The organism is Coleofasciculus sp. C1-SOL-03, from assembly GCF_040220555.1.
Classification (GTDB): Bacteria; Cyanobacteriota; Cyanobacteriia; order Cyanobacteriales; family Coleofasciculaceae; genus Coleofasciculus.
In genome coordinates this window covers 1-4,997 of record NZ_JAVJUO010000133.1, presented here as the reverse complement: position 1 = coordinate 4,997, position 4,997 = coordinate 1, and the positions used below count along the sequence as shown (strand labels likewise).

2 protein-coding genes are annotated in these 4,997 nt (G+C 42.7%); both read left to right on the top strand.

What is annotated here, in order from left to right; all coding sequences use genetic code 11:
• The first annotated feature begins 660 nt into the window (after positions 1–660).
• Positions 661–4,248, top strand: a complete 3,588-nt coding sequence (locus RIE73_RS21195) for a HEAT repeat domain-containing protein (protein WP_446403073.1) — start codon at positions 661–663, stop codon at positions 4,246–4,248.
• A gap of 97 nt (positions 4,249–4,345) precedes the next feature.
• A complete protein-coding gene (locus tag RIE73_RS21190) occupies positions 4,346–4,894 on the top strand; it encodes a Uma2 family endonuclease (protein ID WP_446403072.1) in 549 nt (182 codons plus the stop codon).
• The last annotated feature ends 103 nt before the right edge of the window (positions 4,895–4,997 follow it).

The window sequence follows — 4,997 nt, the reverse complement described above, 5'->3', positions numbered from 1 at the left end:
CCGGTTTCAGTATAGCCGTTGATGAACTATTAGCCTAGAATCACTAAAATCATTTCTATTTTAGTATTGACAAATGCCGTGGTTTTGTGGGAGGCTTACTTCATAATGGAAAAATGTGCCAGCCTATAGGGTTGATTTCATCCCGATTCAACACAAACATTCGGTGAAATCACGGGTTTAAGCTTATCCCATCAGTAGGAATTTGAATTGCCCTAGTCAAGAAATCCGTTAAAGCGTCAGAACATGCCAGAAATATGGATGCGATACGTTCTCTTGGGAACAGGCTCCGCCAACGCGCCAATATCAACAATTCCCAGTTCTGGATCTTCAGTGTTCAAAAAACCAACGCGATCGCACCCCACCCCAAACGCGACAACAACCCCTCTGTTGACCTGGAGCGTTTCCCGATCAAATTATCGAATTCACCCCTAACTCCCGAACAGGGAAAATAATTTCTATTTCAGTATTGACAAATGCCGTGGTTTTGTGGGAGTCTTACTTCATAATGGGAAAATGTGCCCACCTATAGGGTCTGTTTTCATCCTGTATTCAACACCACTATAGGGAGAGGGTGAAATCAAGATTAGAGTCGTTAAGATTATCATTGACTCACTTGCGACTATAGTAGAAAAATAGAGATGAGTCGTTGGATAGTATCGGATGGATGCGCTCGTTGTTTGGGGGGTAGCTAATGCGGTTGGGTTCGTCTTTGGGGATGTCCTCAAGGAGCTGGCGAAGGGAACCTTAGAAGATTATACGAAAGATTTCTTCAAAGACCGCATTAAAGCCTTACCGGAACGCTTCCAGAAAGAACCCCTGGTAAAAGCTGTGGGTAAAGCGCTGAAGGAATTCTTGCAATTGGTACAGGAAGAGTTGGAAACCTGGGGATTGAGTCAGGAGGAATTGAAACCTTATCAGGGGGCGTTAAAGACATTTATTCACAATAAGGCGGTTAAGCAGGAGTTAAGTCAAGCCTTTGCCGAGGGGTGTCGTTCTCTGGATGGGTATACCTTAGCCCAAACCTGGGAAACCTTGCAATTAAAGGCGTTACCAGCAGAATTTGATTGGCAAGCGATTACTCAGCAGTATCTCCGGCGAGTGAAAGCCATCTGTCGAGAGTCTGATGAATTAAGAATGATTCTCGATTCCCAGAACCTAGAGGCGATTCGAGACAATACTGACGCGATCGCAGGTATTATCCCAGATTTTGACCTGCGCCAGTATCGGGAAAGCTTAAAAGAGTTCTATGGTTATCTCAAACTAGAAACCTTAGATCCCGGTAGCTACAAGTACCCAATGCGCTTATGGCAGGTATTTGTCCCTCAAACGGTGCGGGAAGCCATGCCGCTTTATGATATTCCTAGAGATTATCTGAAACGGTTACAAGATGCCAACCAGTTAGATGAACAGATTTCCCCGGAAGAGTTGGAACAGTATCGGGAAACTTACTACCGACAGCCGATTCGTTCGGTATTAGACATACTTCATCAACCCAATTACCCCTACGTTGTTATTTTAGGTGATCCAGGTTCCGGGAAATCCACGTTAGCCCAATATGTGGCGCTAGATTGGGCAGAGAAACCGACAAAAACAATTCCCCTGCTGATAGAATTACGGAATTATGCCCGCGATCGCACGTTACCGAAAACATTCTTGGAGTTTATCCATCAGGGGGCGGCGGCGATTTGTCATCTGAATCAACATCGCTTGGATGAGGTATTAGAAGCTGGAGATGCGTTTGTCTTATTTGATGGTTTAGATGAGATATTTGACCCCGTTGGTAGAGATACGCTAATTACCGAGATTATCCGCTTTACGAATCAATATCCCCAAGTTCGAGTCATGGTAACCTCTCGGATTATTGGGTATAAAGCCCAACGGTTACGGGATGCCCAGTTTCGTCATTTTACCTTACAAGACTTTGAAGCCGAACAAATACAAGCATTTGTACAGAAATGGCATGATTTAGCCTTTGGCAATCAACCCGATAAACCCCGACTACAAAACCGTTTACAACGGGCAATTAATGAGTCACCCGCGATTCGGGAATTAGCCGGAAATCCTTTATTGTTAACCATGATGGCAATCTTAAATCGCAACCGAGAATTGCCACGGGAACGGGCGGAACTTTACGATGAAGCATCGCGGGTTCTCCTCCATGAATGGGATATTGAGAAAGGATTACCCCCCGACGAAAAACTGTCCCCCGACACGATTACTCGCAAAGAAAAACAGGCGATGTTGCGGCGAGTGGCGTATCAGATGCAAGCTGCACCCCAAGGGTTAGCTGGGAATTTAATTAATGTAGATCAGTTGGAACAGATTTTAGCGGGGTATTTAGAGACGCTACAAGACGTAGAAAAACCGCGAACGGTGTCTCGGTTAATTATTAAGCAGTTACGGGAACGGAATTTTATTTTATGTTTTTCTGGTGCTGATTGCTATTCCTTTGTCCATCGCACGTTTCTGGAGTTTTTCTGTGCGTGGGAGTTTGTCTGGCAATTTAAAGAGAAACAATCGCTTTCCATAGAGGAACTTAAGAGGGAGGTATTTGGTAAGCATTGGCAGGAGGAGAGTTGGCATGAGGTACTGCGGTTAATTGCGGCGATGATTGATGAGCAGTTTGTTGGGGAAATTATTGATTATTTAATTAGGCAGAATGGGAAAGCAGCTAAGTTTAGGAATTTATTTTTAGCGGCTAAATGTCTGACAGAAGTTAGAAGTCGTTCCCAGATTAGCCAAACGGCGACTCGACTCCTTGATCAACTGGAAAGCTTATGCAAGTGGGTAGATTATAAGCAGATTAAAAATCAAAAAAAATTCAGCTTAATCACAGAAATTCAGACTCAAGCAGTAACAACAATTGCCTCAACTTGGAAAGAGGACAGCAAAACTTTACCTTGGCTTATATCTCGTCTTGCTCAAAACAACGTTCTTTCAGTGCGCCAAGCAATTTTGCAGGAGATAGTTCAGGGATACAAAGAGCATCCTGATACATTAAAACTTTTAAGTTATTGCGCTCATTCCCATAATAATTCAAATGTGCGAATAGCTATTCTACAGGAGATAATTAAGGGCTGGAAAAATCATCCTGATACTTTGCCTTTACTTAAGATTCGCGCCTATTTGGACAACTCTTCCAGGGTAAGAGAGATGCTTTTAAAAGAGTTAATTCATAATTGGCACTATGATACTCAAATCATAAGTCTCAAAATCCGCGCTCAGTATGATGAAAATCCGCAAATACGAATAGCTGAACTACAAACGTTAGTTCGTACCTGTAAGGATGAGCCAGAAACCTTAGCTTTTTTCAAAAAATGTATTCAGTCTGATAGGGATGTAACTGTGCGAAAATTTGCCTTACAGGAATTAGCCCGTGGTTGGAAAAACAAGCCTAATACTTTAGATTTTATCAAAAAATGCGTTCAGTCTGACAGGGATGTTAATGTACGAAAATTCGCCTTGCAGGAATTAGTCCGTGGCTGGAGAAATGATCCTAATACATTAGGTTTTATAAAGTTTTTTATCTTGTCCAAGAGCGATGCATTAGTACGACAACGTGCTTTACAGGAATTAGTCCGTGGCTGGAAGAACGAGCCTGATACCTTAGCTTTTATCAAATCCTGTACCCAGTTCAATAGCGATAGATCAGTGCAAAAATTCGCTCTACAGGAATTAGCCCATGGCTGGAAGGATGACCCTGATACCTTAGCTTTTCTCAAATCCCATGTCCAGTCTAATAGCATTAAAACTGTGCCAGAATTAGCTATACAGGAATTAGGTCGTGGCTGGAAAGATGATCCTGATACCCTAGCTTTTCTCAAAAAATGCGCTCAGTCTAGCAGGGCAACCGTGCGGCAGTCAGCCTTAAAAGAGTTAGCTCGTGGCTGGACGGATGACCCTGATATTTTAACATTGATCAAAAAATGCGCCCTGTTCGATAGAAACCAAACTGTGCGAAAAGTGGCAATACAAGAATTAGCATTGGCTTGGAAAAACAACTCATCTATATTCAGTTTTTTGTGCTATTTTGTGGTCGAACATGATTTGAATTTTTATAGTTGTCATGACAATAATCCTCGAAAAACCGGACTTGAGATTATTGTAAAACAATACCCTCATTATCCTCAAACTTTCAAACTCTTGCAAAACCTGATAGCATACGATCCCGATCCCAACGTGCAACGCTTTGCCCGCGAACAATTGGACAAATTACGCCAAAAACAAACAAACGCGCACCCACCCTAAAAGCCCAAATAACCCCTCTGCGAACCTCTGCGCTACCCTCTGCGAACCTCTGCGTTACCCTATAAACATTACCGAATTCACCCCTAACTTTCAAACAATGATCACCTCAACAATTCCCGCAACTCACCCCAAACCCATCTCCCTAGAAAACTGGATGCAAAATCCCCCAAATAGTACAGAATGGGTCAATGGAGAATTAATCGAGACCAATGGTATGACACTCAAACATAGTGAAATTCAGGGTAATTTGTACTTTCACTGGAGAAGTTATAAAGACTCTAGTGGACAAGGAGGAAAAGTATATACAGATGTTCCTTGTCGCACCAATAAACAAGGGCGTTGTCCCGATGTCGCCTATCTTCCCCCAGAACTTGTCAGCCAATATGGTGAGGAAAAAGTCCTCCCCCGAAGTTTTCCCCTGAGTGCAGAAATCGTTTCCCCCACGGATTTAGCTGAAGAAGTGATTCTCAAAGCCCAAGAATACTTACAATCAGGAGGTGAGGAAGTTTGGTTAGTCTTTCCAGAAAGCCGTTGGATTATTATCACCACTCACAACCAGAGATTGGTGTTTACTTCTGGGGAAGTGGTGAGTACACAAACTGTTTTATCCGGTTTCAGTATAGCCGTTGATGAACTATTAGCCTAGAATCACTAAAATCATTTCTATTTTAGTATTGACAAATGCCGTGGTTTTGTGGGAGGCTTACTTCATAATGGAAAAATGTGCCAGCCTATAGGGTTGATTTCAT

Coding starts and splice junctions, on each gene's coding strand:
- RIE73_RS21195 (WP_446403073.1), top strand. CDS start 661: ATGGATGCGCTCGTTGTTTGGGGGGTAGCTAATGCGGTTGGGTTCGTC.
- RIE73_RS21190 (WP_446403072.1), top strand. CDS start 4,346: ATGATCACCTCAACAATTCCCGCAACTCACCCCAAACCCATCTCCCTA.